The organism is Paenibacillus sp. GCM10027626 (genome assembly GCF_042676285.1).
In the GTDB taxonomy this organism is placed as follows: domain Bacteria; phylum Bacillota; class Bacilli; order Paenibacillales; family Paenibacillaceae; genus Paenibacillus_Z.
In genome coordinates, this window is the sequence record NZ_JBHTHC010000003.1 from 315,765 (window position 1) to 339,972 (window position 24,208).

Annotated in this window: 25 protein-coding genes and 1 riboswitch; of the genes, 7 read left to right on the forward strand and 18 right to left on the reverse strand. The window is 48.9% G+C overall.

All coding sequences use genetic code 11. From position 1 onward, the window contains the following. Positions 1-33: 33 nt before the first annotated feature. Positions 34-918 carry a helix-turn-helix domain-containing protein gene (locus ACFQ0N_RS08485; RefSeq protein ID WP_379324831.1) on the forward strand — a complete coding sequence of 295 codons (885 nt, stop codon included), beginning with the start codon at positions 34-36 and terminating at the stop codon, positions 916-918. 72 nt (positions 919-990) lie between these two features. Here ACFQ0N_RS08485 and ACFQ0N_RS08490 read toward each other — a convergent pair whose 3' ends face one another. The 3 genes from ACFQ0N_RS08490 to ACFQ0N_RS08500 are packed head-to-tail and all read right to left on the reverse strand — an operon-like array spanning position 991 to position 2,800. After that, positions 991-1,932, reverse strand: coding sequence for a DUF4097 family beta strand repeat-containing protein (locus tag ACFQ0N_RS08490; RefSeq protein WP_379324833.1), 942 nt, complete (start codon positions 1,930-1,932; stop codon positions 991-993). Next, positions 1,929-2,483: an HAAS signaling domain-containing protein gene (locus tag ACFQ0N_RS08495; RefSeq protein WP_379324835.1), complete on the reverse strand. Its 555-nt coding sequence runs from the start codon at positions 2,481-2,483 to the stop codon at positions 1,929-1,931. Before ACFQ0N_RS08495 ends, ACFQ0N_RS08490 begins: the two co-directional genes overlap by 4 nt. Next, on the reverse strand, positions 2,480-2,800 hold the full coding sequence (locus ACFQ0N_RS08500; protein ID WP_379324837.1) for a PadR family transcriptional regulator: 321 nt from the start codon (positions 2,798-2,800) through the stop codon (positions 2,480-2,482). The genes ACFQ0N_RS08495 and ACFQ0N_RS08500 overlap by 4 nt, the downstream gene beginning before the upstream one ends. 210 nt (positions 2,801-3,010) lie before the next feature. Between ACFQ0N_RS08500 and ACFQ0N_RS08505 the strand changes: the two genes are divergently transcribed. Continuing rightward, positions 3,011-3,907, forward strand: coding sequence for an aldose epimerase family protein (locus ACFQ0N_RS08505; protein WP_379324839.1), 897 nt, complete (start codon positions 3,011-3,013; stop codon positions 3,905-3,907). Here ACFQ0N_RS08505 and ACFQ0N_RS08510 read toward each other — a convergent pair. The 6 genes from ACFQ0N_RS08510 to ACFQ0N_RS08535 all read right to left on the reverse strand — a co-directional run bounded on the left by ACFQ0N_RS08510 (position 3,894) and on the right by ACFQ0N_RS08535 (position 10,535). Further along, a complete protein-coding gene (locus tag ACFQ0N_RS08510) occupies positions 3,894-5,303 on the reverse strand; it encodes a transglutaminase domain-containing protein (RefSeq protein ID WP_379324841.1) in 1,410 nt (469 codons plus the stop codon). The genes ACFQ0N_RS08505 and ACFQ0N_RS08510 overlap by 14 nt on opposite strands. A 142-nt stretch (positions 5,304-5,445) precedes the next feature. Next, on the reverse strand, positions 5,446-6,048 hold the full coding sequence (locus ACFQ0N_RS08515) for a response regulator transcription factor (protein WP_379324843.1): 603 nt from the start codon (positions 6,046-6,048) through the stop codon (positions 5,446-5,448). An 8-nt stretch (positions 6,049-6,056) separates the two neighbouring features. Next, a complete protein-coding gene (locus ACFQ0N_RS08520; RefSeq protein ID WP_379324845.1) occupies positions 6,057-7,187 on the reverse strand; it encodes a sensor histidine kinase in 1,131 nt (376 codons plus the stop codon). A gap of 7 nt (positions 7,188-7,194) precedes the next feature. Continuing rightward, complete coding sequence (locus ACFQ0N_RS08525; protein ID WP_379324847.1) at positions 7,195-7,947, reverse strand: ABC transporter permease; 753 nt, start codon at positions 7,945-7,947, stop codon at positions 7,195-7,197. Between the two features lie 18 nt (positions 7,948-7,965). Next, positions 7,966-8,856, reverse strand: coding sequence for an ABC transporter ATP-binding protein (locus ACFQ0N_RS08530; protein ID WP_379324849.1), 891 nt, complete (start codon positions 8,854-8,856; stop codon positions 7,966-7,968). 524 nt (positions 8,857-9,380) lie between these two features. After that, complete coding sequence (locus ACFQ0N_RS08535) at positions 9,381-10,535, reverse strand: VanZ family protein (protein ID WP_483874984.1); 1,155 nt, start codon at positions 10,533-10,535, stop codon at positions 9,381-9,383. Between the two features lie 101 nt (positions 10,536-10,636). Here ACFQ0N_RS08535 and ACFQ0N_RS08540 point away from each other — a divergent pair, with 101 nt between their 5' ends. Further along, positions 10,637-10,981, forward strand: coding sequence for a c-type cytochrome (locus tag ACFQ0N_RS08540; RefSeq protein ID WP_379324851.1), 345 nt, complete (start codon positions 10,637-10,639; stop codon positions 10,979-10,981). Between the two features lie 47 nt (positions 10,982-11,028). Here ACFQ0N_RS08540 and ACFQ0N_RS08545 read toward each other — a convergent pair whose 3' ends face one another. Further along, positions 11,029-11,940, reverse strand: a complete 912-nt coding sequence (locus ACFQ0N_RS08545; RefSeq protein ID WP_379324853.1) for a DMT family transporter — start codon at positions 11,938-11,940, stop codon at positions 11,029-11,031. A 191-nt stretch (positions 11,941-12,131) separates the two neighbouring features. Here ACFQ0N_RS08545 and ACFQ0N_RS08550 point away from each other — a divergent pair, with 191 nt between their 5' ends. After that, complete coding sequence (locus ACFQ0N_RS08550) at positions 12,132-13,685, forward strand: ATP-binding protein (protein WP_379324855.1); 1,554 nt, start codon at positions 12,132-12,134, stop codon at positions 13,683-13,685. Between the two features lie 36 nt (positions 13,686-13,721). Here the strand turns inward: ACFQ0N_RS08550 and ACFQ0N_RS08555 are convergent, their stop codons facing one another. Together ACFQ0N_RS08555 and ACFQ0N_RS08560 are read right to left on the reverse strand one after the other, a co-directional pair. Then, the gene (locus ACFQ0N_RS08555) at positions 13,722-14,204 is read right to left on the reverse strand and encodes a glutathione peroxidase (protein WP_379324857.1); all 483 of its coding nucleotides are present in this window, start codon (positions 14,202-14,204) and stop codon (positions 13,722-13,724) included. Between the two features lie 238 nt (positions 14,205-14,442). Further along, positions 14,443-15,030, reverse strand: a complete 588-nt coding sequence (locus ACFQ0N_RS08560; RefSeq protein ID WP_379324859.1) for a guanylate kinase — start codon at positions 15,028-15,030, stop codon at positions 14,443-14,445. Positions 15,031-15,461: 431 nt separating this feature from the next. Between ACFQ0N_RS08560 and ACFQ0N_RS08565 the strand changes: the two genes are divergently transcribed. The 3 genes from ACFQ0N_RS08565 to ACFQ0N_RS08575 all read left to right on the forward strand — a co-directional run bounded on the left by ACFQ0N_RS08565 (position 15,462) and on the right by ACFQ0N_RS08575 (position 17,969). Next, complete coding sequence (locus ACFQ0N_RS08565; RefSeq protein ID WP_379324861.1) at positions 15,462-16,727, forward strand: S-layer homology domain-containing protein; 1,266 nt, start codon at positions 15,462-15,464, stop codon at positions 16,725-16,727. Positions 16,728-17,009: 282 nt separating this feature from the next. Continuing rightward, positions 17,010-17,234 (forward strand): PspC domain-containing protein, encoded by a 225-nt coding sequence (locus ACFQ0N_RS08570; RefSeq protein ID WP_379324863.1) that lies wholly within the window; start codon positions 17,010-17,012, stop codon positions 17,232-17,234. A gap of 30 nt (positions 17,235-17,264) precedes the next feature. Beyond that, positions 17,265-17,969 (forward strand): PspA/IM30 family protein, encoded by a 705-nt coding sequence (locus ACFQ0N_RS08575; RefSeq protein WP_379324865.1) that lies wholly within the window; start codon positions 17,265-17,267, stop codon positions 17,967-17,969. Positions 17,970-18,032: 63 nt separating this feature from the next. On the opposite strand, the gene ACFQ0N_RS08580 is transcribed toward ACFQ0N_RS08575, so the two are convergent. The 6 genes from ACFQ0N_RS08580 to ACFQ0N_RS08605 form a co-directional block, all read right to left on the reverse strand. After that, entirely contained in the window at positions 18,033-18,452 is a 420-nt protein-coding gene (locus ACFQ0N_RS08580; protein ID WP_379324867.1) for a hypothetical protein, read from the reverse strand. 7 nt (positions 18,453-18,459) lie between these two features. Then, positions 18,460-18,656, reverse strand: a riboswitch (cyclic di-AMP (ydaO/yuaA leader). Between the two features lie 108 nt (positions 18,657-18,764). Continuing rightward, positions 18,765-19,391, reverse strand: a complete 627-nt coding sequence (locus ACFQ0N_RS08585) for an SGNH/GDSL hydrolase family protein (protein ID WP_379324869.1) — start codon at positions 19,389-19,391, stop codon at positions 18,765-18,767. Positions 19,392-19,895: 504 nt separating this feature from the next. Further along, positions 19,896-20,447, reverse strand: coding sequence for an NADPH-dependent FMN reductase (gene ssuE, locus ACFQ0N_RS08590; protein WP_379324871.1), 552 nt, complete (start codon positions 20,445-20,447; stop codon positions 19,896-19,898). 202 nt (positions 20,448-20,649) lie between these two features. Continuing rightward, positions 20,650-21,177 carry a GNAT family N-acetyltransferase gene (locus ACFQ0N_RS08595; RefSeq protein WP_379324873.1) on the reverse strand — a complete coding sequence of 176 codons (528 nt, stop codon included), beginning with the start codon at positions 21,175-21,177 and terminating at the stop codon, positions 20,650-20,652. 256 nt (positions 21,178-21,433) lie between these two features. After that, a complete protein-coding gene (locus ACFQ0N_RS08600; protein WP_379324875.1) occupies positions 21,434-22,492 on the reverse strand; it encodes a Gfo/Idh/MocA family protein in 1,059 nt (352 codons plus the stop codon). A 109-nt stretch (positions 22,493-22,601) separates the two neighbouring features. Continuing rightward, entirely contained in the window at positions 22,602-24,107 is a 1,506-nt protein-coding gene (locus ACFQ0N_RS08605) for a serine hydrolase domain-containing protein (protein WP_379324877.1), read from the reverse strand. Positions 24,108-24,208: the final 101 nt, after the last annotated feature.

A 24,208-nucleotide genomic window follows, 5' to 3' on the forward strand; every position in this document is an offset into this window, starting at 1 on the left:
TTTGTCTATCTACAGCTAGAGCAGACAGAAGAGGTGAAGAGCAGATTGACCGCATTCGAGACGATCTTTCAAACCTTTAACGAACCGATGGCTATTATTGCAGGGGAGGGGATGCAAGCAAAGATTGCGAAAGCCAATGAAGCTTTTCTGACGCTTTCCGGTTTTACAGAAGCCGAACTGGGCAAGCTGCCCTTATCCAGCTTGATGATCAGCACCGACGGTTCTCCCTATGGCAGCAACTCCAGCCCCCATTATCTCCTGCATGCCAAAAAAAACCATTCTATTCGCATTAAACTAACGCGTCGCATCATCGAATACAATAATCAGCCAGCAGTATTGTTCATTGCCCAGGATATTAGCGGGGCGCTATGGATCCATTCCATTATTGAAGCCGGAAAGGCTCTAATATGGGGATTCGTCGCCAAAGATCTCCTCATTGAACGCGCCGTGTTTACCGCCCCGATCTCTACCCTTGATCCGGACATAGCAATTAGACAGCATATTATTTCCCTAATTCATGAAGATGATCAAGAGCGCCTGATGAATGAGATCATCCAAGCCGCTAGCAACAAGCGTGCAGCACAAATAAAATTACGCTCCAAGCGGGTTGCCTCCATGGTCGATTTACAGCTCACCGTTGTGTTCTCGCCCTTCTATAATGGAGATGGCAGCCTTAAACAGTTCGGCTTTGTCGTTACTGGCCTTCAGCCCTATAATGAGCCTTCTGACCCCTCGACCAAGCTTAAAATCGCGATGGCTCGCCACAATATCTCCACGCAGCAATTAGCAGAACTAACGGGTATTTCGATGCAGACCATCTCCAAGCTGCGCAATGGGAAGATTATTAAACCGATGCGTCTGACCGCCGAGCTGATTGCCAGCGAGCTGCATTTGAAGCCGGAAGATATTTGGGGCTGACATACAGGGACAAACAGCGAAAAGGAGATATCCATGCGCCTTCCAGCCGCGTGGACATCTCCTTTTTTCTCTTTATCTTTTGCCGACCGACAAGCTTCCGGAGCCTGTATCGACAGACACTTTAATTTCGCCATTGCCGAATTTAAGTTCTCCGCCTTTGCGCCCGGTTTTGCTAAAACCATTGTCCCAATCAGAAGATAGGTCACCTGAGCCGGTATCGAACTCAATCGCAGCTGATTGCGGTTCTTCGTCTGTCTCGATAGAAACATCGCCGCTGCCTGTTTTTAAGTTTAGCGGATGCAGCAACCGCTCCATTCCGATATCGATGCCGCCGCTGCTCGTTCCAACCGTCATCGGGCCATCGACATCGTTAAGCTGCACTTCGCCGCTGCCGGTAGTAACAGTTCCTTTATTAATTTTCGCCTGATCGAGACGAATATTTCCTGAACTTGTCTTTAGCACCACTTCTTCGCCTTCCAGCTCATGAACAGTAATATTGCCTGAGCCAGTTGCAAGTTCTGCAGTGCCTTTAATTTGCTCTGCGGTCACATTGCCCGAACTGATATCGATATTCAGCTTTTCCCCGCTCCAGCCGCTGATCTTCGCATTGCCGCTCCCGGCATCTAACGCCAATTCCTCATACTGCTGCTCAGGCAGCTCAACCTTCAGCTCCACATCCAAAATATTGATGCCGATACTAAATCCGGTATCTTGCCGCGATTTGATCGTCAGCACATCGCCTGTTGTCTCAACCTCTAACTTGATGCGGTCAATAAACTTCCCGCTTGCTTTCCCTTTCAATTCCGCTTTAATCTGGTCGCCGTCGCCCCGCACAACAGTTACGTCCGTACTTCCCGTCTCCAGCCGGACCTTCTTGATCCCGGCAGCCGGGACGCTCTCCTCCTTCAATACGTCAACGGTCTTGAGCGAAAAGCCGTCTTGACCCAATGTCACTCCCGCACCGATCAATCCGATTACAATTAAAATTGCTGCAACAATCAGCCAGTTTCTCATGATTTTCTCCCTTTCATAACTCTTGTGTTAAAACGTAAATATCTCAGTGTCAGCTTGAATACGCCCTGCGTCAGCTTATAGGTTCCTGCCCCGAAAAGTATAGCGAAGCCAAGAATACCGATCGAAAGAAAAGAAGCTTGCATCAGCGTCAAGTTTTCACCGAAAACACCTTCAAACATGACCGCGAGGGGAGCGAGAGCCAGTGCTAGCGTGGCTCCCCACAAGCCTATAAGCACACCCAATAGACCAACATAAGGCCCGAGGACAAAGATTAAATTAAAAAATCCCATCCCTACAGTGGCCATCACCGCTCTAGAAATGCTGACAACGCCGCCGCTCTTTTCCGCTTCAACTACACGGTAGTCAAGCAGCAGCTCCTTGGCAATCACGCGCGGGTCGCCCAACTCAGCGGCTGCCTCCTCCGCAGTGCCGCCATGCTCAGCCGTCATCCGAAAATGCTCTTCATAATCCAACATCATATCCCGTCGCTGCTGCTCCGGGACCGGAGCGAGCAAATCCCATAGCTGCCCTAAATATTGCTCCTTTGTCATCTCTCCACACCTTCTTTAACCAGTTCATCAACTGCATGAGAAAATATACGCCACTCACTGATAAGCTCCATCAAATGCGAGTGGCCTTGCGGCGTCAGTTTGTAATACTTCCGCGGCGGACCTTCAGAGGACTCCTGCAAGTAAGTCGAAAAATAGCCTTCTTGCGTCAGTCTGCTCAAAATCGGGTATACGCTGCCGACGGCCACCTCAAATTTGTTTGAAATGGCTACCGCCAATTCATAGCCGTAACGGTCATGCCAGGCCGTAAGCGCCAATACGCAAAGCTCTAGCACACCTTTCTTAAACTGGACATTCACTGGCAAGCCCCCTATCTCTTATTGCACAGTATTCATCATTATAGAATAGTTGGGCAAAAAAATAATTCCTTTCAGCTATATTATATCGTCTGCTATTCAATAATGCAATATAGTTAAATGTGCAATCTCTCGCTTCTGTCCCGCGCTGCCCTTATGGTATGCTACAATCATGAGCATAATGTATTATAAACGCAGGAGGACAATTAACTTATGGGCAAATTTACTGTACAGCAGCATGAAGATACATATCCGCTATTTACTTTAACTGAAGAAGCCACCGATTCCGCCGTTACGATTTGTCCGGAACGCGGCGCTATTGCGATCAGGTGCCGGCTGAATGGGCAAGAGCTGTTTTATTTCGATCGCGACACATTTATCAAACCGGACGAAAATATCCGCGGCGGCAATCCTATCCTGTTTCCCATTTGCGGACAATTAACCGATGGCCGCTATGAATGGGAAGGCGTCACCTACAAGATGCGCAATCATGGCGTTGTGCGCAACCGGCCATGGGAGGTCGTTTCCGCCTCCGAAACCGATGCCGCTGAACTAACCGTTCGTTTTCGCAGCAATGAAGATACGCGGCAGGAATTTCCTTTCGATTTCGAGCTGTTGTTCACCTATTCTCTGCGCAATGGAGAGCTGCATCTGCAGCAAACCTATCGCAATCTTTCGGCAAGCGGCATGCCGATGTACGCAGGATTCCATCCTTACTTCAGCACGAGCTCCAAAAAAATCGTCTACGGGACCGACGCCACCCGCTATCGGGATTACAATGATCATACGATCAAAGAAATTAACGGCCCCATTGATTTGAATGGCGTCAAAGAATCGTATATTTTGCTCGATGCAACCAGACCGGATGTCACGATACCGGGTCCGGACGGGCAAGGAACGATTCGCATCACTTACAGCGAACAATTTAAATATATTGTCCTGTGGCAGCTGGACGAGCGCCCGTTCATCTGCGTCGAGCCCTGGATGGCACTGCCTTATGAGCTAAACCGCAAGGAAGAACTGCCTCTTTTGGAAGCCGGCCAGACGATGGAAGCTCAGTTCAGTATCGGGTATACAGCAGTCGAGCAGGATAGAGTCAACGATAATTAAAGCTGATCGTAATGACGCCGTCGCTGCCGAATGAATAAACAAATTTATCTACATGGGAATAGCCGAAAATGAACTCGCGCAGCCCCGTTATGTCCGCATTGTCCGAGTACGTCCTTTTTAAGGTCACAAGCTTCAATCTTGTCTCGATCGCTTCCGACAGACGGGCTTCAAATTCCGCTTTGCTGCGCACTACCAGGCCGTTCACGTTATAGTAATTATGCTTGGTTGCGCTGGCTTGCGGCAAATCGTCCTCCCAGCTATGATCCTTGCGCAGCTGACTGTCTGAAACATTGAAATAGCCGTAATCGATGCGGCCCGCAACATCAGGCGCCGGATCGTCCCATGTGACATCCAGATTATAGTATTCACCGTCAAGCTTCACCTTGTTCCAGGCATGCAGCTCTCCCTTGGCAAGCCCGGTAACGACATGAGCTTCAATGCCCGCCATATTAAGCAGCAGCTTGGCAGCATTGGCATAACCTTGGCAAACAGCGATACCCTTCAGCAATGCGCCATAAATTTCATAGGAAGCTTCAGGAACAGTATTATTGCTATAGTTGTCGTAATCATAAGCAATGTTCAGCACCAGATAATCATGAATCGCCAATTCCTTCTCATAATCACTCATTCCCGGCTTAATAAGCCGGCTGATGATTTCTTGAGCCTTGGCATACACTTGCTTGGTGCGTTCGTTCTTAATGACAAATGAACGCCCCTGTTCTACTGCCCGCAGCAGCTCTGCCTCATTATTTACAACGGATGCGCCAAACTGCTGATATACCCGGTTCAGCATGACGGCGGCTTCTTCAACCGTCGTCGTCTGCTGCGGCATAAACCATGTGCGGTCCTCCTGCCTGCTCCCTGTTATAATATTGCTGGCCGCCAGTATCCCTACAGCCTCTTCCGACCAGGAGGCAATTTTTTGGCCGTCGGCAAATTGCGGTATGCCGCTCGTCTGCAGCCGGTCGTTCAGCTGTGCTTTCAGCAATGTATTATATAGCAGGACGGCAATTTGCTCGCGTGTAATCCATGCGTCAGGCGAAAAGGTAGTACGGCTCGTTCCGCTGACGATGCCCAGCTCATAGGCCTGCACAACATAGTAGCTGCGCGTATCGCTAAACGGATTTTTTTTCGGCTCCGGCAAGGCTTGTCCAGTCAGCCGCTCGTACAGCAATACGGCCATCTCAGCATATTGCACCCGCGTTATTTTGGTGCGGTATTTCCCGTCCACCCAGGAAGGGACAAGACGTGCTTCCAGCGCCTCCTTAATCTCGTTCAAAGCCCATTTGCTTGGGGCAGAACTGCTGGCCGCAGCGGCGTTTAAATTTACAGGCGCTGTTGTCAGCATAAAAGATGCAGCCACAAGCATGCCTGCAAGATAACGTTTACTATTCATCTCAACCGTGATCCTCCTGCACATAGAGGGAACCCAACTGCAATTTCCACCCTCCATAAGCGATTAGCAAATTTTTAAGAAAGACAGCTTCTGCTAAATTATAGCATATTTCCTCCCCAAAATTTACCTGAGGAAAAATCTCTTAATCGAGCCAGCCGTTTTTCCTGGCAATGCCGATCGCTTCAATGCGCGTCTTCGCCTCCAGCTTCTGGATCGCTTCAGACAAATAATTGCGGACAGTGCCTGCAGTAAGATGCAGCTGGCTTGCGATATCGCCTGCAGGCAATCCTTCTGCTGCCAGCTTCAATACCTCCCGTTCACGGTCGGTCAACGGATTTTCCGCTTCCCAGAAGCTCAAAGCGAGCTCAGGGCTAACCGCTCTCCCGCCGGCATACACCTGACGCAAGGCGGCGGCCAGTTCGCTTACCGGAGAATCCTTCAGCAGAAACCCTTTCGCGCCCGCCCGCATGGCCCTTTGAAAATAACCGGAACGCGAGAATGTCGTCAAAATAACAACCTTGCACGCCGATTTTCCCGCCTGCAGACGCTCTGCGACATCGAGCCCGCTAAGATGCGGCATCTCGATATCCAAAAGACAAATATCAGGGGCGAGCTCCTTGATCAGTTCGATGGCCCGCTCTCCATTTTCCGCCTCTCCAATAACTTCGATATCCTGTTCCAAATCAAGCAAAGCACTCAGCGCGCCTCGCAGCATTGCCTGATCCTCCGCGATTACAATTTTCATGCTGTTTGTTATCTCCCCTCATCCGTTACAATCCCTTTAGCTATGCGCGGCACTGTAAATACAAGACGAGTACCTCCCGCTTCTTGCGATTCATAGCGCATCGAGCCCTCCACCAGCTTCAGGCGTTTACTGATCCCTGCAAGACCAGTGCCGTTTCCTGTGTCTTCCGATGTGCCGATACCGTTATCTTCTACAATGAGCTTTAGTTCTCCCGGGCTATCGGCACGCTCAACGATGCATGTAGTCGCCCGGCTATGCTTGACGACATTGGTGACCGCCTCTCGGAGGCACATGCCGACAATATTATCAATTACCGGAGAGGGTGCGGCAGTCTCCAATGGCCCTTTTAACTCCAGCACGATGCCGGCCGCTGACAAGATTTTTTTGGCCTGAATGACTTCCTCCTGGATCGTGACCAAGTTCATTCCCGATACCAGCTCGCGCACTTGGCTTAACGCAGCCCGAGAAGCAGTCTGAACGTCCCGCACTTCCTTGACGGCCCGCTCCGGGTTGAGCGGTATGAGCCGTTCGGTAAGCTCGCTTTTTAAAGTGATTAGCGACAGCGTATGCCCCAGCGTATCATGCAAATCTCGCGAAATCCGCTGGCGCTCCTCAACCTTGGACAGGCGGGCAATCTCCTCATTGGCGAGCGTCAGCTTGGCACGCAGCTCCTTGGAGCGTATCCCTGCTCTCATCGCAAGCGGCATTGCAAGCATGACGAGAAGGGCAGGCAATAGCTGCAATAGCTGAGCCTGGTCCAGATAAATCTGATTATATAAAATAACGGAAACGAACAGCAGCAGCATCGCACCGAGCGCAAGTGCCATTTTCCTTACGGATGGCAGCGTTCCAATGACCGGCGAAGGATAGAAGGCCATGTACAAAAAATTGCCGTGGTAACGAACGCTAAAAAAGGAAACCAGCACAAGCTGCACCAAGATGAGCACAAACCGAAATTTGCGGCTTGCAAAGCTGACGATATAAGCTGCAACGAATAGCACAAGAATGAAAAAATCCAATACCATTCCTGCAATCGGCTGCTCCAGTATGGAGGAAATCGGGAAAATCAAATACAAGAGCCAAATAACGGCAAATATTATGGGCGGCCTTTCGCGCTGCTGTCCTTGCTTTACTCCCATGAAAACATTACACCGCTTCCTGCTTTCGCATAATATATGTCGATATTACCATAAAGATCAGGACATACACAGCAAGAACGGCAACATTGCCCCACTCTACGCCACTGTTGCCGACAATGCTCCACGCCCCTTGACCCAAACGGTACGTCGGCAATATGCGGGCAATCGTCTGCATGATGTCAGGCATCGTTGAGATCGGCATCCACAGGCCGCCGGCAATGGACAGCCCCATAAATGTCAAATTCCCGATAACCTGAACCACATCGACATTGCGCATCGTTCCGAGCAAAGCGCCCAAAGCCATAAAAGAAAAGGAACCCAGCCAAATCCACAAGCCGCACCCGATCCATTGCGCAGCCGAAATGCGAACCCCTTCAACCATAGCCCCGAGCGCAAACATAAAAAGAATGATAAATAAGTTCAGCAAGCCTTGCCCGGCAATTTTAGCCGCAATTTGCGCCCAGCCGGGAAGCGGCGTGATGCGCATCATTTTCGTCCAGCCGTGGGAGCGTTCGCGGGAAAATCTGACTGCCAGCGAGGTCACGCTGGCCCCGATAACGCCATACGCCGTCATCGACATCAAGTAATAGGCTCTCCATTCCACCCCGCCTACCTGTGTGTTCCCTCCTATTGTATTCGTAAAAATGAAGTAAAACATAGCGGGCATAATGATCGTAAATATGACAAATCTTCTGTTCCGTATCGTACGCAAAATTTCCGCCTTCAACTGCGCCGCTGTAGCTCTCATCACTTGGTTCATCTCTTTATCCCTCCAAAATTATTGCTGAATGAGCGTTTGGAACGCTTCTTCCAGGCCGCCCGCGGCAATTTCAATCTCTTTCATTTGGATACGCTGCTGAATAAGCTCGCAGATTAAACGGTCTGTATCGGAACTAAACAGCTTAATGCGCTGGCCGTTCCATTCGATCCGGGATATTCCAGTCATTCCCTGCAGCTGCTTTTCCAAAGCATCCTTATCGCCGTGGGGCGTAAAGGAGATTTGCCGTCCGGTCGCCTTGGCCTTAATCTCGTTTGGCGTACCGTCTGCAATTAGCCGGCCCCGGTCAATTACGATAATCCGATCCGCAACGCTATCCGCTTCTTCCAAGTAATGCGTCGTTAAAATAATCGTCCGGCCTTTGGCTGCCATGTCCCTTACTGCAGTCCAAAACAGATGACGGCTTGTGACATCCATCCCAACAGTAGGCTCATCTAGAAATAAAATCTCCGGATCACCCGCAAGCGCAATCGCAAAGCCCAGCCTCCGCTGCTGTCCGCCGGAGAGGGAAGTCGCTATTTTGTTTTTTTCCTCTGTCAAATTTGCCGCCTGCAACAAATAATCGAGCGGGAGCGGATTTTCATAATAGCTGCGAAACAGCTGCAGAATCTCGCCGACCTTCAGACTGTCGATTACGCTCACCTCTTGCAGCATCGCCCCGATGCGGTCACGCACACGCAGATCGCCAGGATGGCCGCCCAGCAGCTTTACTTCTCCCGCCGTTGGCTGCAGCAGACCGAGAATCATCGATATGGTCGTAGATTTCCCGGCGCCATTCGATCCGAGCAGCGCCACAACACTGCCCTTTTCTATCGAAAACGATAACTGATCAACCGCTTTATTTTTATTGAACACCTTGCTTACATTGGTTAACTTAATGACTTCCGCCACCTTGGCCACTCCTTTTATCTAACAATTATGATCTACTTCAATCATAGTGATTCGCTGTACCTCCGGGTACACATAAATAACATCTCATCGAGATGACGAATGTCATCTGTTTGACAACAAATGGGGTAAGAGCTATAATATATAATTGTTAGTTGTGTAACCCCTTATTTTCCTCTGAATTTGGTAAGGATACACCCTCCCATCCAACCACAGAATTTTCCTTTATTTTATTCGGCTGCTGAAGGAACACGGATTCATGCTGGCACGGCCAAGGAGCCGTAAGGACGATTGAGAGGTTAGGGCTTTCGTTGTTTTCGTGCATTATTTTCATTACAGTTAGGTAATGAACCAGGAAGACATAAGCGGTTACGCTATTTATAAAGATGCAGATTTGCGTCAAGAAGAAGCATCCGGCTTCTTCACGATAAAAATACGAGCTACGTACAGTCTGTAACTAAATCTGTATCGGCTTGTATTTCACACAAAAGACCCCCGTTTCATTATGAAACGGGGGTCGTCCAATATTAGCGCTCCTCCTCGGGCTCATCTGCCTTCGGCATCTGCTCCTCTATGCGCTCATCGCTTGCCGGTACAAGATCTTCAAAAGCGATGACGTTGCTCGTACCGCTAACTTTTTCATAAAAAAGCCGCTTTCTGCGCAGCACTTGAATTACAACATGGATGGCAAATGCAAGCATTAGGAGCCCCGCACACATCAGCATCATCGCGCCCACAAGCGGAATCCGGTCCAGCAGCTCTTGAGCGATCATGAGGGGTAAAAACAACCCCAAATAAAGAAGCGAATAACGGATAGCAAGCTCTTTGAAGGTTGCTCTTCCCTGCTCGCCCGCAACTCGAATGCGCACCACCTTTTTCCCAATCGTCTGGCCGCTTCTCGTTACATATGGGAAGAGAATAAAATACAGCAGCACTAATCCAAGAAAAGCGACAGACGTATCAAGACGCAGCACTACTGCGGCGATACTCAACAGGAACCAATCGATGGCCCATGCCAAACCGCGGCGAATATAGCTGACCCGCTTGGCAGCCAGATCGATATGCTTGTCCAATTGCGCCGCATTAGGCAGCATTCGCGTTATATAAGGCGTAATGATGTAGCCTGCCATTCCGCCGGAAGTATTGAGCAATAAATCATCCACATCAAAAACCCGGTAAGGGCAGTTATAGATGCCATATAGCCCCGACAGCTGCGTTAATTCAAAGAACAGCGAGCCGCAGAACGACAGTAGCAGTGTCACCTTCCATGAACGCCGAAAGTAATAACGCAGATAAACCCCAAACGGTATAAACAGCAGGAAGTTAAATGCCGCCTGCAAAAACCCTCTTTCCGTAATGACGCCCATATAGGTGCTTGGATTGTTCCACTGCAAGCTCGTTTCCTTCAAAAAGTCCGTCACGAATTGGAACGGAACCAACTGCATAAAACGAACATCGGCAGAAAGGCGGCTGCACGTATCCGTTGTCTCCGGCAATGGCAAAATAACAAGATAATATGCCGTCATCACATAAAGCAGCAGCGAATAAAGCACCAATGAGCGAAAAAGATTTACATAGCCATATTTCCGATAATGGAAGATTAAAAATGGCAGCCAGATGATCAATGCAGCGATCGGAAACGTGATGAATGCCCATTTGATCGGAAATAAATAAGAATACACGATTCTCCCTCCTTTTCACATAGTGTGGCTTCCCATGAATGATACATGCATGACTGCGCAGCGGCAAGGGGATACTACACAAAAACTGGAGGTGATCACAAATGCGGATTAAAATGCTCTTGCTTGTGGCGGCAGTCATCGCTTTATTAGCCCTTGCGGCTTGCGCCGGCAAGAAAACAGACACCACCCAACAACCGCCAGCTGCCGGTAATACCGGAGCACAAATAAATGCTGAAGCTATCTATAAACAAAATTGTATCGGATGCCATGCTGCCGATCTTTCCGGGGGAGTCGGGCCGAATTTGCAAAAGGTCGGCAGTCGTCTTACAGCTGAGCAAATTGGGGTGAAAATTACAGACGGCGGCAGCGGCATGCCTGCCTTCAAGCAGTCGCTGGACGCAGACCAAATCAACGCTTTAACGCAGTGGCTGGCTGACCACAAATAGCAGCAAATGGAGACGAGATGGCTCATCCGCCTTATCGTCTCCACCCTTTACATTTCAAATTTACGAGGCTTGGATGAACTCTCCATACTAATCCATATTAAGCCAGCGGCCATACAGCAAGCGCCAATCATTTGCCACGCTGTCACACGCTCATCAAACAGCAAGTAGCCGGCAGCGACAGCTGCAGCCGGCACGACATAGCGAAAGAAGTTCGCTCTTGCAGCGCCCACCTGAAACATTGATGCATTCCATAACACGAAGGCAATTACAGTACATACCAGCACATTAAAAGCAACCGCTGCATAGCTCCCCGCACTTAATGTCCCCCACGAAACTTTGCCCCAAGTTCCGAGCGTTAACGGGAACATAAACAATGCTCCGAACATAATTGTCCATGTACTTACCCGCAGGGCGGAATATTGCTTCATCAATGGCATGCTTGCCGCATTAAACAAGGCGCCGAGAATGCTTACGCCAAAGGCCAGCAAATTGCCCAGCATATGGTCGGACGATAAGTCAAAGCCTTCACTGCCTCCTGCAATAACGAGACTTACACCGGCAATTGCCGCCGCTCCGCCGGCGATAAGTCTTGAGGAAATAGCCTCCCGCATAAAGAGCGGCGTGAACAAGGCTGCAAAAATGGGCCATGGCGCTACATTTAATAGCGATGCATTAGCCAATGTTGTGTATTTGATGGAATACATTACAATAATCTCTAAAGCGGTAATGCCGATTAAACCGATCGCAGCCAGTTGGATGGCCGCTTTAAACGAAATACCGATCGTTCCCTCTTTAAGCTTGAGCAATACTAGGAAAAACGGGATCGCGAGACTGAACCGAAGAAAAGTAAACAATATGGGATCGAACGTTTCCATTGCTAATCGTGAGACGCCAAAATTGGAGCCCCAAATTGCTGCCGCTAAAATAAGCCCCGCGTAATTGAGCCATTGTTTGCTCATTTGTCTACATACCCCTGTCTGCTGCACATTGAATAATACAAACTGGCAACATCATATCACGAAATATCGCTCCATAGATATACAAAAAAATATTTCAATTTATTTGCTAGTAAACTGATTATGATGTGTAATTTTTATCGGATTTATATGCTATAATTTACCGCATAGAACGTACAGGGAGATGTCAGTGGATGGATATCTTACTCACCGATCAGGAAAACAACCCTTTCCAGCAATTTTTCGAGCATACCTCTGAATTAATGGTTATTGCCGATCTCAAGCACCGTGTGCTTAGAAGCAACTCTGCCTTTAACCGATTTCAGAATTGCTTAGGGGTAGTTACGCATGATTCAATAATCGCTCACCTCCATCCCGATGATTGGCCGCAATTTTCCGGTCAGTGGAACAATTTCATCCGGTATGATGCCAAGTCGGCCTTCACCCTCCGTTATTGTTCCTTAGACAATCAAGAATTCGCAGTACAATGGCGCGCGACCAAGCATCATATGAGGGCCTATCTTGTCGGAACCGTTCAAACAAACCAGAAAGAAACGCCTCAAGTAAGCGCAGCTGCTGCCCGGCATGAATGGACAACTGCGTCTGCATACGACCAACGCTCTTATCAGTTCCGCCTAAAGCCTGCTGTCCGCTTGGAATACAATCAGCACCAGACGTTTGAAGAAAGGCTGTTTGCATCCAATCAGCGGTTTTCAGTAGCTTTTCATAACGCACCTACGATCAACTTCATTATTACACTAAAGGATCATTGCATCGTCGAGGCTAACTGCCATTTTTTAGCCTTGCTGCCGGCAGAACAGCGCGATGCTTACCGCATTCCACTCGATGATCTCAATTTATGGCCAGACCCGCAGCATTTTTGCGATATCAAAAATATAGCCGCGCTTTCCGGCTCGGTGCAGAATCAGGAGATCCGCTTTTGCATGCCAAGCGGCAAGCTTGGTACCGGCCTGCTTTCCGGGGAGCTTGTGACGTTCGATACTGAGCCGTGCATGCTCTTTATTATGAACGATATTACGGAAGCCAAAGAGGCCAGCGAACAGATCGCTTTGCTGGACAAGTACCATCTGCTTGGTTCGATGGCGGCCAGCATCGCTCATGAAGTGCGCAACCCTTTAACTACGGTAAAAGGCTTTTTGCAATTGTTTCTGCGCAAAGAAGAATTGACGGAATATCAAAGCCGCTATAGCTTGATGATTAACGAGCTTGAGCGGGCCAATTCGATTATTACCGAATATCTGTCGCTCGCCAGCAATAAGTCCGTCGATAACCGGAACCATAATTTAAATGATATTATTGGCTATTTATGCCCGCTGCTGGAAGCCGATGCCCTTGAAAACGGAGTTAATCTGGAGGTGCAGCTGGGCACGATCCCGCCGATGCAGCTCAATGAAAAGGAAATCCGTCAATTGCTGCTCAATTTGTCGCGCAATGCAATTGAGGCAATGAGCGGCAAAGAAGGCAATCTGCTTTCAATTCAAACCTGTCAGGAGGACGATCAGATCATTTTGGTCGTTCGCGATCAAGGACCTGGAATCGACAGCAGGATTCTCGGCAATATTTTTACGCCCTTCTTCACGACAAAGGCGCAAGGCACCGGTCTCGGTCTAGCCGTATGCCTCAGCATCGCAGAACGCCACCATGCTACGATCAATGTCGATTCTGGCAGCGAAGGCACAGAGTTTCGCATTGCCTTCAACATCAATAAGAGCGCCTCCAATTATTGACGGATGCGCCCTTATGACGTAGCTAGAGCTGCGGTCCTAACGCTGCTCCAACAATTTTTTAATGGCAGACTCGAACTTCACAGGCCTCGTTGTTGGCGAATATCGCTTCACTGGCCGGCCGTTTCGGTCAATGAGAAATTTCGTGAAATTCCACTTGATCGTGGAGCCGAACAACCCTGTCGTTTCTCGCTTCAAATATGTAAACAATGGATCTGCCGCCGGCCCATTCACATCAATTTTTGCAAATAACGGAAAGCTGACCCCAAAATTAAGCGTGCAAGCCTGCTCCACATCTTGATTGCTGCCTGGCTCCTGATGGCGAAATTGATTGCAAGGAAACCCCAACACTGCCAGCCCCCGCTCGCTATATCGGTCGTGCAGCTGCTGCAGCTCTCGCAGCTGTGGGGCAAAGCCGCATTGCGTGGCTGTATTGACGATCAACAGCACCTTGCCGCGGTAATCCTCCATCCTCTTCTCTTCACCCTGAATCGTTCGCACAGAAAAGTTATAAATATCCATCGCGGGAAGCCTCCTAGCCTCAAGTTACCTTTCCTTCAAGATTACACATAATCAGCCTGCGGATCAATCTGATGAAAAGAAGTTACGAAGAAACGGCTGACGCTGTCCTTGGCGCGAGGCAAGTTTCTTCCCCTGAAATTTTATAGAATTTGCCGAGTGAAACTTATAAATTCTATAAAATCGAAAAAGCCCGCACCTTTGTAAAGGGCGGGCCTTCATTCCATCCGACATCTCATCATTAATCTCTCTCCACTAAGTTACGCTGCAAATAAGCTTCCAACGTATTGGTAATGTCAAACACAGTGTGTGCCAGATCATAATTCTCAAAAGCATGCTCACACGCTGACTGATAGGCCATCGCAGCTGCATAATGACTTAGATGATCTTGAATAAGTTCCTGGCTGAGCCCCTGTCTCTCTTCCCTTTCAGCTACCGTTGCCCGGTCAGCATAAATAAAGATCCGAATAACATGATGTCCGTACAGCTGCTTTAATATTTCCGCTCCTTCCGGATTAACAATTAAGTAAATACAGCCATCCTGCTGAAAGCTGTGCTCAATATCATCCCTGCGCAAGCCGTACCGGCAGTTGTGCAGCGCGACACTTTCGATAAATTCATCACGTCCTTCCATTTCCGCATACTGCTCCGCAGAAATAAAATGATAATCTTGACCGTCAATTTCTCCTGAACGAGGTTTACGGGTAGCATACGAGACTACCTTAGGTATGCCGAAGGTTGTACCGACACTATCCGCCACTGTCTTCCGACCGGAACCGTCAGGCCCAGTAAATACAAAAATTAACTCGCGATCTTGAAGTTCTCCCATCGATCAACCTCCTCCAAGCACTCCGGCTCTGGCTGCCGCCAATGCCAGCGAAATGCGAGAATTACCTCTATTATATTCAAATTGTCGCAATTTAGTCAATATTCTGATAATTTTTCCGCTTTAGCCGCTGCTCATTTTATCAACATCCCAAAAATTCAATATGTCATAAGACTCAAATTTTAATTCTTACTTTTTTGAGCGGTTTATGCCCTTTTTTTCATAATATTAACGCTTTCCGCAAAATAGGCAAATCGATCGATTCCTTATAGATACCTTTTCCTTTTTTATCCTCCAAAGCACGTGTCCTAAGACTCAAATCAGACAAGACTTCCAACCTCTTTTGACAATAGTCGTTCCGTCCGTTCACAAGCCGACAAAAATATGGTTATCTAGACAGTGGTGTGTCATTAATCAATATATAGGGGGAAGTTATGAAGCGACTGATGTACTACTCCGCAATTGTCACAATACTGTTTACCAGTATCAGTACAGCCATCGGGACAAAGGCCTCTGATGCGGCGGCTCAAACGGCTGCGGTGAAAACCTTTTCAGATGTAAAGAAAGGACATTGGGCCGAGAAAGATATTAACCGGATGGTTGAACGTGGTATTTTGAACGGATATCCCGATGGGACCTTTCGCCCTAGTGCGCCCGTCAAGGTTGATGAATTTATTAAAATGCTTATTCTCTCCTATACCGAGCTGCATCAAAACGGAGAACGCAGCTGGAATGTCCAGTTTATCAATTCACTAAGTGTAGAAAATCAGACGATTTTAAAGCAGGATTACCGTTATTTTGACTTTAAATCCAGCACGACCGGTTACTGGGCCAAGCCTTACATCGATGTAGCCAATGATTTGCATTTCCTGAGCAAAAACCGGTATAGCGATTTCCAAACAGATATGACGCGTGAAAATGTTGCTGAAGTGCTCTACTATACTTTGCTGGAAACGGAAATTTTGGAGGATTCTCAGTTCAGCAGCACGCTCGCCGCTTCCTACGGGGATCTGATGAGCGCTAGCGACCGCGAACAGAAATTTATCGCCGAGGCATTAGTAAAAGGAATTATGCAGGGCTATCCGAACGGTTATTTCGGAGTCGGCGATTATGTAACCCGCTCGGAGGCACTTGTTATTCTTAACCGTCTGACGGACAAATCGCAGCGGATCTCCATCCAACCGAAGGAAGACCAGCTGCAGCGCGCAGTCGCTATTCCGGGCGGCGGACAAAAGATTATCAGCTTCCCCGACAAACGGATGTGGGACGCTTACGATTCCTTGGCCAAAGCCGGAAAGCTGCGCGGCTCCAACCACGATCTGTTTGAGACCACGCTTCGTCTGTTCAAGGATCAAGATGAGCTGGAGCGCGTACAAGCTGCGCAGAAGGGCAATGGAAGCGCCACGGAAGAAGCCTCCATTTGGCTTGACCCGCATTACAACACTTATGGGATAACGATCCGTTTGCGCGAAGGTACGCTTGCCCGCAATCAGGAAGTCATTCAATCCTTTACGAACGATTTGTTCGGCCCGGACGCCCTTGCTTTCCGCAAATGGTTTGAAGCGGTCTGCACAGAAGTTGCTGCAGGCACGCCTGTCAGCTCAAAGAAAACGACGGTTGGCAACGACACCGTCAACATTTTGGTCGATAGCGACAATAAAACGATCATGTTCTCGATCGCCAAAAAGAAAAACGATTAAGCAAGAAGAAACGGCTGAGCCGTCCTTAGTGCGAGGCAAGTTTCTTCCCTTAGCAATATAAGAAAGCCATCTCGGCAGCCAAACGCTGCTTTCGAGATGGCTTTTTCATTTTTTTACGGCGGAGGTCGTACTGCATCCCCGCCTCAAGGCTAGCGCCGAAAACCGTCGCAAGGCCGTTTTGCCAGATCGCTTGCTCCGCTACAATAAAGACATAAGCAGCACAGCATAACTTCATAAACAATTTATTATAATAGATAGATATTTTTAAAAGGAGCGATCGACATGAACAAACTTTACCGTTCACGTACAGACCACAAATTATCAGGGCTTTGCGGCGGTCTCGCAAAATATTTCGGAATTGACGCTACATTAATCCGGCTCGCCCTGGTTATCGCCGCATTTTTCAGCGTAGGCAGCGTCGTCATCATCTACTTCCTGGCTGCCCTAATTGTGCCAAAAGAGCCTACCTTCTATGATATGCACCACGAAGGCCCTTACCATTACTAATTCAACAAACTTTACTTAGGAGATGATATCATGAGCGTTTTTGCACGAATGGTTAATTTGACGAAGGCTGCTGCCCACGAGTTATTGGAGAAGCTAGAAGATCCTGTAATGATGATGAATCAGTATGTTCGCAATATGCAGGATGAAATTGAGCAATTGCAAAATGAAAAGGTGAAGCAGGAAGCAACTGCACGCGGTCTGAAGACACAACTGGAAGAAAGCACGCGGCTTGCCAATATGTATGAGGAAAAAGCGCTCGAGGCATTGGCTAACAATCGTGAAGCCGAAGCCCGCGAAGCACTGAGCACAAAGCTTCACTACGCTGAAAAGTCGGTCAGCTACCAGGAATGGCATTCCGCCGCGGTGAGCCGTTCGGCAGAGCTTGCTCATCGCCTTGAAGAAGCGAAGGTAGAGCTGGAAGCATTGCAGAAGAAACGCACTGAATTAACCGCCCGCGTCAAGCAGGCGGCGGTACAATCGCGGCAGACAATGCCAAGCTTCAGCATGGGCGCCAATCTCGACGGCGGATCAGCAGCCCGCGGCTTCCAGCGCATTGAAGAAAAAATTATGCAGTGGGAAGCGCATCTCGAGCTGGCCGGCCAAGCTCCGTTCACGCCGCCATACGGCAGCGGCTACGGCGCACAAGCTGGAACTGCGGCAACAGCCGATCCGGCAAAATCGGCGCTGATTGATGAGCAGCTCGAACAGCTGCGCAAGAAGCTGCCTGCCGAATAAGTCCATAATGAAAAATCCGTCTCCCGAGTAGCGGCTGCTACTGTGAGACGGATTTTTTTGCTGCTAATGTGCCTCTCTCGCTTTCACATCGGCTAGCAGACAGGACAGATCCCGGCCATGGGAACGAATAACGTCATTGGCGCCTAGCCCTTTATAGACATGGCGCGGCTGAATGCTGTCCGTCACGATATAAATCGGCTTGTTCGTCCATCCCCGGCAAATTTGCAAATAACGGCAGCATAGCGTCAAGCTTTTTTCAAACAGGTACACACTATCGATCCGCATATCCGGCACCAGCCAGGTCTTCTCTTCATTCGTATTCACCATTACAATGCTCGCTACGCCAATTTCTTCCATTCGTTCATACTCTGAACGATTGTTCACAATGACAGAAAACGAAACACCTTGTCTTTTTAGCTGCTTAATAAACTTTTCCCCTGATGTATTCGGTGCCGATATCAGCAACGATTCATCATTTTCCATTCTTCACTCAACCTCTCCCAGTACGCTTACGAGGTTAGCTGACGGATTCGGACGCGAGAGTCGCCCTACCTGATCCTGAGCTGTTGCACTAGCGCATCCATCTCTGGCCAGGATTCACCCCCATGTGAAGCAGCCTGCATTACTAACTGCTTCTCACTTATCGGTTCCCCCGTTTCCCTTGCGGAAACTCAGCGTTGTCATTCTAATTCATTATCCGTATCGTACCGCCTAAAAGAGCAATTGTAAAGAGGCTTTTCTCACAATAAAAAAGGCTGCACAGGACATCATGCCCTGCGCAGCCACACTGTTCAATTATTTCGCTTGCACTGCCTTCAGCCAGGCATCCGCAATAAGCATATGGCCGGCCGGAGAAGGATGAACGCCATCTCCCGCCCAATATTCGGAAGCGGCACGAGTCGAAGCTTGCGCAAACAGGCCGTCCAGAGGAATGAGCATCGCGCCATACTCGCGCGCCAGCTCACGCACGACATTGATTTTCGGATCGAGGTCCTCGCGCCACTGCTTGCGATCTGCCGGATGCGGCAGGACGAACGGTTCTATCATAATGATGCGCGCATCCAGCTTTTCCTTCGTGCGCTCAATAATATCGCGGTAGCCCGCTTCATATTGCTCTACGCTCATCGGATTGTTGCTGTCATAGCGGCGCCATGTGTCGTTAATGCCGATATAAATCGATACCCATGTCGGCTTAAGATCGATGCAGTCCTCCTGCCAGCGCTGCTGCAGATCGGTTACCCGATTGCCGCTAATGCCGCGGTTATAAAACTTCACTTGCTTGTCCGGGTACATATATGAAAACCAAGAGGCGGCAAAAAAAGCGTAGCCGCTTCCCAGATTATCGCCATTTTCACGATTTCTCCCACAGTCTGTAATGCTGTCTCCTTGGAACAAAACGATATCATTGGTTTGTAAAAGCATCCTTTTTTTGCCCCTTCCCTCAACTCAGCAATTATTTTCCAGTTAAGAAGAAACGGCTGAGCCATCCTTGGCGCGAGGCAAGCTTCTTCCCCTGAAATTTTATAGAATTTATTTGGTGAAACTTGTAAACTCTATAAAGTCAAGTTTACCACGATACCAGGCAAAGGGAAACGCATTTTTTTACCACAGAAGAATTTATAAAATTTTGGCTGGTGTCGCCTAATCTAACGGATGCCACAGCCGCTATTTGCGAAAATTCGACCGATTTGAAATTGTAACGGAACTGTGAGCCCCTATTTGATGATGATGAGCCCGATTTCATAAGAAAACGTCGAATTAAGATCGCTCACTTCCGTCAGATTTCAAAAAGGAAGGTAATTGGCGAAATAAGGTCCGTGGCTTCCGTTAGATGAAATCGCTTTGCAGGCACCCTCCTTCAGAGCTTTTGCCCCCTGAACTCCGGTGTTAGAAGAAAAAAACTTGGCGATAGTACCAAGGACGCCTTCAGGCGTTTTTTTGCTGAATGAATAACGATGCAGTCTGCAAAAACGTCTCAATCACCCCCGCCAGCCGATCGGTCAGCTCTTCGCTCAAAATGAACCCGCCATTATCTGTGCGGGCTATTTGCGAATCTACAGCGAATACCCCTGTTGAAATATGTTTTGCGTAGAGCGCGGACAGCACCGGCTTCATCGCATAATCAATCGCCAGCAAATGCGCAATTGTGCCGCCGATGAAGAGCGGCAGCACCGCTTTGCCTTCCAGGCCCTTTTGCGGCAGCAAATCCAAAAACGCCTTCAGCACGCCTGTATATGAAGCTTTATAAACCGGACTGGCAATAACGACAGCGTCAGCCTCGGCAATGATCCGGTTTGCTTCTATAATAGCAGGGCTGTCCCAACGGGCAAACATGACATCCTCCGCAGGCAGATCCGTCACTCGCAGCTCGGTCACGTCCCAGCCGGCCCCGGCGATCGCTTTGCTTGCAAATTCAACAATACCATTCAAGCGCGAGCCTTCGGTCGGGCTTCCCGTTACAATAACGATATTCGGCATCTCTCTTTCACTCCGTCTCTATTTTAATAATGATGGCATAAAAACAGGAAAAGCCACCCGCCTCACTCCAAAAATAGAAGAAGGGGGAAGCTTTAGTTGAGTACAGTATAGCTTTCGAATCCCGACCTGTCAAATCGGCAATCGCTCTGTTTTTGGCCAAAAAATCGGGACCAAAACGCCGCTGGGCCGCTCTGGCTGGTTTTTACAATTTCTTAATCATATGAATATCTTCCGGTTCTTTCGCAAACAGCTCTTCATCTACTTCAGGTGTCAATTCCGCCCCAAAGCTGGAATAGAATTTGACAGCCGATTCCGTCTCTGTCGATGAAATATATAAATACTTCGCTCCTCTCACGACTGCTTCTTCACTTAGAGCTGTAATGATTCTCCGGCCGATTCCTTGCCGCCGGTATTCTCTTGTCACATACATCAGATCAACTTGTAATTGATCGTTGTTTTCCCCTCTGAACTGATGGGCAAGCACACCGAAGCCAACAAGCGTCTCTCCAGCGAATGCCCCTACAGCCATGCCGCCGCTGCGCAGCTCCTCTTCATATCGCGCAATAATTTCGCTATACTGCCCTTCTTCCCAGTTCGGGCATTCATGTCCGGCCTTGAACTCGTTAAGCTGACCATCCGCGCAAGTATAAATATATTCAATGATTTCTGAACGGTCGATCTCCCATATTTTGCTGGCATCCTCCAGCTTCATCGATTTAATGTCAATCATCGCTTCTCTTCCCTTCCATCCCATCTTCACTATAAGAGACGAATCCTCTGTTGAAAAGTTCCATCTTACTTCAAATGCAAGACTTATTCTTTCGGGGTCATCCCGTAACGCTTCTTAAATAGCAACGCATCCAATATATTCTTTGTTGATGCCAGCCAGCGATTGCCCCCTAGAGGGCTTCGGGCGGACAGTAAATAAAGGGCTAGCCCTTGTCATCACGTTCTTGCCAGTGACAGTCAGGCTAGCCTTTGTGTGTTTACAATTGAATTTCCTTGCCTTCAGCTGCCGAGCGGTAAATCGCATCTATCGCTTCGGAAGTAATGATCACGTCATCGATGTTTACGCGCTTTTTCACATTGCTTGCAGCCGATTCCAAAAAGTCGTCGATCTCATCGTAGAACATATTCGAGCTGCTGAACGATGGCGTCGTTTCCAGCAGGGAGCCTGCCTTAGAGGAATAAATTTTGAAGCCGCCGCCGTACTCCAGCTTAATTCCGGCTTTATCGCCGAGAAACTCGATAAACATCGCTTTCTCACCGATATTTTGCGCCCAGGCGCCGTTGAGACTAATTGTAGGTCCTGATGTACGCAGCATTCCAGTAACGAAATCCTCGACATCATAAGTTCCTTCATATCTCGGCGGTCCCGCCCACATATCGACATAGGTATAGTTTTTCATATCTTTGGCCAGCTCGCCGTGAATCGCTCCGGAGACGGTCTTCAGCTCCGTCTGACCAAGGCTGTAGAAGATCAGGTCAAGAAAATGGACGCCCCAGTCAATCAGCACGCCGCCGCCTGCCTTGGCTTTCGTCGTGAACGGCCCGCCAAGCCCGGGAATCGAGCGATGCGCCCTGAACGAGCAGTACACATGGTACACGCGCCCAAGCTCGCCGTCTGCGATCATCCGTTTAATGTGGTTAACAGCCGTATTGTAGCGGTTTACCAGGCCGATATTTAAAATCCGGTTGTTGCGGTCGGCAGCCGCCTTCATTTCACGCACTTGCTCGATGTTCAGCGCCGCAGGCTTTTCACAAATGACATGCTTGCCGGCATTCAAGCAAGCAATCGCGATCGGAGCATGCGTGTCATTCGGCGTACAGATCGATACAGCCTCGACTTCCTCATCCTCCAGAACCGTCCTGTAGTCAGCCACCGCATGCGGCACGCCGAATTTCTCCGCCATCTCCTCTGCACGCTTCAGCATCGGATCGACCAGATATTTAATTTCCGCCTTGTCATTATCATGATAATGCTGGATATGCTGTGTTTGAGCAATCATGCCACAGCCAATTACGGCTACTTTGATTTTCCGCATCCCGTATCCCTCCACAATAATTAAACGTTCCTATCCAGTATACCAAATGATCGCCCAGGCTTGGTTTATCAATTTCCGCCCGATGTTTACACGAAAAGAAGAGGTGATATCAACTTCTGCTGCTGCCGTTCTCTCCCAAATGGCGAACCATACTTAGACCAGCTGCAATCACCCTGCCTGCACCTAAAACTAGCAGCGCAATCGCAACGGCCAAAAGAAGATGACCTTCACCAGGCATAAAGCTCATCACAACTTTCCAAGGCGCTTGGGCCGCATAGGGAACACGCAGCAGAATGGCAGTGCCGGCGCCGATATGAATAATAATAAAAAGAAGGTCGCGGAGCATCTGCTTGCGGCCTGTGCCTGTGCTTCCTCTTGCCATCATTCTGTACAATCGGTACAGCGACCAGCAAATCCACAAGCAAACCGCGATGAGCACCCCATACATCACTTTGAGCATTACCGGCGCCAGAGGGTCGTCCAACTGCCCAGGATCGATCATAATGCCTTCATTTAAATAATAATACAGCTCAAAAGCCAAATCGCCATAGTGATTGCCCAGCAGCGTTGTCCCCAAGGCGTCGTTGGTATTCATTAAAAGGATAACGCCCCATCCCGATGCGGTCGAGAGATACAGGTCTGCATGAAAATTTTCCGTATCCCCGGTATGCGAAATCGTCGATTGCCCTGTAAACCAGCCCATGCCATAAGAGGTAACATCAATGCCTGTATGCATCGTCCGCATGCCTTGGGCAGACAACAGCTCACGCTCCTGATACTTCCCCTCATTGGTTTGAGCAATCGCATAATGCGCCATATCTTCCGCTGAGGCCATCAAATAGCCGGCAGACAGATTGGTGTGCAGATAGGCCGGATGCGTCTCCCGCAGCTTGCCAAATACCGGCTGATAGCCTGCAGCGAGCCCTGCGCCAACCGCCTGCGCATGGTCTGTAAAGCTGTTGTTCATCTGCAGCGGCAGCAAAATATTTTCCTGCACGTACTGCTCGTAGCTCTGCTTGGATACGACTTCAACGATTCGTCCCAGCAATAAATAGTTGGCATTCGAATAATGGAAGGCTGTTCCAGGATCGCTAACGGTTCGCCAGTGATGCTTCTCCAGCATCTCATCAAGCGATTCCCAGCCGGGCTGAAGAAAACTTCTCCCCTCCGCTGTAGAAAATCCGCTCGTCTGGTGCAGCAGCTGGCGCACTGTAATTGCCGCCTCAGAAAACCAGGGCAAATAATGCTGAACCGGATCATCTAACTGAATCTTACCCTGTTCGACTAATTGCATCATGGCCAGCGCCGTAAATGATTTGCTTAATGATCCGATAATAAAGGGCGTCTGCGGCGTCACCTTCCGGCCGCTCTTGTCAGCAACTCCATATCCCTTCAAATACACGATCCGGTCGCCCTTGATGATGCCCAGCGCCAGCCCTGGAATATTGTACTGCTGCATACTCTTTTCGACTGTTTCATCAATCATTTGTTCATCCAGCGCAGCTGCGGCTGCCGCCTGAGCGCCTGCAGTCTTTCCGCTCCCCAAGCAGCCAACAATGATACTTAATAGGACTAACCACTGAATGATGAACCGCTGTCTCCTCTTTTTCTTCAAAATACAACTGCACTCCTCACTCAAAAAGCTTTAAATAGGACAATACAATGGCAGTGACTTTATTCGGCGATATATCTATATTTGGCCCGATTACAGCAAAA

What these genes read in the sequence shown, in the direction of transcription:
- ACFQ0N_RS08490 (WP_379324833.1), bottom strand. Translation starts at nt 1,932, where the DNA reads ATGAGAAACTGGCTGATTGTTGCAGCAATTTTAATTGTAATCGGATTG.
- ACFQ0N_RS08495 (WP_379324835.1), bottom strand. Translation starts at nt 2,483, where the DNA reads ATGACAAAGGAGCAATATTTAGGGCAGCTATGGGATTTGCTCGCTCCG.
- ACFQ0N_RS08505 (WP_379324839.1), top strand. Translation starts at nt 3,011, where the DNA reads ATGGGCAAATTTACTGTACAGCAGCATGAAGATACATATCCGCTATTT.
- ACFQ0N_RS08510 (WP_379324841.1), bottom strand. Translation starts at nt 5,303, where the DNA reads ATGAATAGTAAACGTTATCTTGCAGGCATGCTTGTGGCTGCATCTTTT.
- ACFQ0N_RS08515 (WP_379324843.1), bottom strand. Translation starts at nt 6,048, where the DNA reads ATGAAAATTGTAATCGCGGAGGATCAGGCAATGCTGCGAGGCGCGCTG.
- ACFQ0N_RS08520 (WP_379324845.1), bottom strand. Translation starts at nt 7,187, where the DNA reads ATGGGAGTAAAGCAAGGACAGCAGCGCGAAAGGCCGCCCATAATATTT.
- ACFQ0N_RS08525 (WP_379324847.1), bottom strand. Translation starts at nt 7,947, where the DNA reads ATGAACCAAGTGATGAGAGCTACAGCGGCGCAGTTGAAGGCGGAAATT.
- ACFQ0N_RS08540 (WP_379324851.1), top strand. Translation starts at nt 10,637, where the DNA reads ATGCGGATTAAAATGCTCTTGCTTGTGGCGGCAGTCATCGCTTTATTA.
- ACFQ0N_RS08545 (WP_379324853.1), bottom strand. Translation starts at nt 11,940, where the DNA reads ATGAGCAAACAATGGCTCAATTACGCGGGGCTTATTTTAGCGGCAGCA.
- ACFQ0N_RS08550 (WP_379324855.1), top strand. Translation starts at nt 12,132, where the DNA reads ATGGATATCTTACTCACCGATCAGGAAAACAACCCTTTCCAGCAATTT.
- ACFQ0N_RS08555 (WP_379324857.1), bottom strand. Translation starts at nt 14,204, where the DNA reads ATGGATATTTATAACTTTTCTGTGCGAACGATTCAGGGTGAAGAGAAG.
- ACFQ0N_RS08560 (WP_379324859.1), bottom strand. Translation starts at nt 15,030, where the DNA reads ATGGGAGAACTTCAAGATCGCGAGTTAATTTTTGTATTTACTGGGCCT.
- ACFQ0N_RS08565 (WP_379324861.1), top strand. Translation starts at nt 15,462, where the DNA reads ATGAAGCGACTGATGTACTACTCCGCAATTGTCACAATACTGTTTACC.
- ACFQ0N_RS08570 (WP_379324863.1), top strand. Translation starts at nt 17,010, where the DNA reads ATGAACAAACTTTACCGTTCACGTACAGACCACAAATTATCAGGGCTT.
- ACFQ0N_RS08575 (WP_379324865.1), top strand. Translation starts at nt 17,265, where the DNA reads ATGAGCGTTTTTGCACGAATGGTTAATTTGACGAAGGCTGCTGCCCAC.
- ACFQ0N_RS08580 (WP_379324867.1), bottom strand. Translation starts at nt 18,452, where the DNA reads ATGGAAAATGATGAATCGTTGCTGATATCGGCACCGAATACATCAGGG.
- ACFQ0N_RS08585 (WP_379324869.1), bottom strand. Translation starts at nt 19,391, where the DNA reads ATGCTTTTACAAACCAATGATATCGTTTTGTTCCAAGGAGACAGCATT.
- ssuE (WP_379324871.1), bottom strand. Translation starts at nt 20,447, where the DNA reads ATGCCGAATATCGTTATTGTAACGGGAAGCCCGACCGAAGGCTCGCGC.
- ACFQ0N_RS08595 (WP_379324873.1), bottom strand. Translation starts at nt 21,177, where the DNA reads ATGATTGACATTAAATCGATGAAGCTGGAGGATGCCAGCAAAATATGG.
- ACFQ0N_RS08600 (WP_379324875.1), bottom strand. Translation starts at nt 22,492, where the DNA reads ATGCGGAAAATCAAAGTAGCCGTAATTGGCTGTGGCATGATTGCTCAA.